The organism is Streptomyces sp. NPDC006265, assembly GCF_040613555.1.
In the GTDB taxonomy this organism is placed as follows: Bacteria; Actinomycetota; Actinomycetes; order Streptomycetales; family Streptomycetaceae; genus Streptomyces.
In genome coordinates this window covers 1-1,555 of record NZ_JBEXSH010001365.1, presented here as the reverse complement: position 1 = coordinate 1,555, position 1,555 = coordinate 1, and the positions used below count along the sequence as shown (strand labels likewise).

Here is a 1,555-nt window from a genome sequence, read left to right as displayed (position 1 = left end):
CGGTGTGAGCAGCAGGTCTCTGCGAGGGCGGCCAGGACCGCGTCGGCGTCCTTGCGGGTCACCTCGGCGCGCTCGGCGAGGGCTGCGATCAGCTCACTGCGGTTCATGCGGTACTCCGTGACGTTCGGGTTGTCGCGACCGCTGCGCGGACGCGACGCTTCGTTCGCCATCCTTGCACCGAGGTCTGACAACGCTGTGCCCGGCACCAGCAGCGGAACGCTTCGGCGAAGCTGGCGGCCAGTAGACCCTCGCGCCGGAGGAGCAGCCGCTGGAGTTCGCCCAGCACCCCGAACCCGGCAGGATCCCGCACCACGGACGCAGCTGGCGCTCGACCAACCCGGCGCCGGCGCGCTCGTCCAGGTCCCCGTAGACCGCCCCTCCCTCGCCCGACCGACTCCCCGAAAGCGGCCGCGCCATGTCGGAGCGGACGTGCGGCTGCGTTCAGGCGCTGTTACCTGCGAGGACGGCGCTGGTTCTCCTTCGTTGACAACAGCCCGAGAACTGCATGCTCCTGGTGGTAGGTGAACCACTGCTCGGCCAGGTCGCGGTCCCTGAACCGCCCGAGTCCAGGCTCGGTGGAGGGCGTCAGTTCGATCGTCTCCCACCCGCCGACGCTGTCGGCGAACTCTACGGCGATGTCGTTGAATGAGGGCCCGCCGAAGTAGCTCACGGCCGTGTCGGAACTTGTCAGTGTTGTTCCAGACAGGTCCGAGACGAGGGTGCCGACCTGCTTGCGGGAGTCGAAGTACGTATTGATGGTCGACTTCACCTCGTCCCGCATCACGTTCAGGACCTGCTGGCGGTAAGTCTTCGGCTTCAGACAGTCCTTGTACGAGAAGTCGATGCGGCTGCCGTCCACCCGGACCACCTCGAAGCAGGGGTACGGACCGCGCGGCGGAGGGGCGATCGCGAAGGCTTCGACACCAGGGCCGATCTTGTCCTCCGCCTCCCGGTGCATGTTCAGAAGGTCCAGCAGGAGAAGGTGGTCCTCCTGCTGATCCACGATGCTGCCCACCGAGTACCGGTACAGCACCTTCTGTACCGCCTCCTGCGCATCCCCCTTCGTCCGGTACCTGCGATGCCCGATCCAGAACTCAGCCACGAACCTGGCCCTTCCCTTCTTCGATGACGCCGCCACCCGCCGACGCTACGCCGAAAGCATCCTCAAACTCCGCGATAGTGCGGCCTTCGCGCACCCTTGATCAGCTTGGATGGGATGGGAAAGCCTGCCCACCGATCACCAGGCATTCACTCGTTCGGGTAATCGGGTAGGCGGCCCCCGCCCAGGTCGCAGGGGTGCGAGTATGTCCTCGTCGTGCTGCGGGGCCCTCTTCCGCCGGCGAAACCCGCCCTTCGGCGGGGCGCGGCGGCGTTCAGCCGCTGACCGTGGCCTCAGGTGTTTCTGGGTGGCGGGTGAGGCCAGCGGCCGTGACGGCCTGAACGTGTTCGGGCGGCAGGCTGTCCCAACGTCGGCGGAGGTTCTTGAGCCACTGGCCGACCTTGATCTCCTCGCCGTCGACAGTGACGGTGTCGCGCTGATGGATGTGGACGTGGC

Annotated in this window: 3 protein-coding genes; all 3 read right to left on the bottom strand. The window is 66.9% G+C overall.

What is annotated here, in order from left to right:
* Positions 1-107, bottom strand: a 107-nt coding sequence (locus ABZ281_RS48915) for an HU family DNA-binding protein (protein ID WP_356665261.1), incomplete at its 3' end; no start/stop codon positions are given.
* A gap of 344 nt (positions 108-451) precedes the next feature.
* Positions 452-1,102, bottom strand: coding sequence for a DCL family protein (locus tag ABZ281_RS48910; protein WP_356665259.1), 651 nt, complete (start codon positions 1,100-1,102; stop codon positions 452-454).
* Positions 1,103-1,373: 271 nt separating this feature from the next.
* Positions 1,374-1,555 (bottom strand): hypothetical protein (locus ABZ281_RS48905; protein WP_356665257.1); only part of this gene is annotated, 182 nt, incomplete at its 5' end.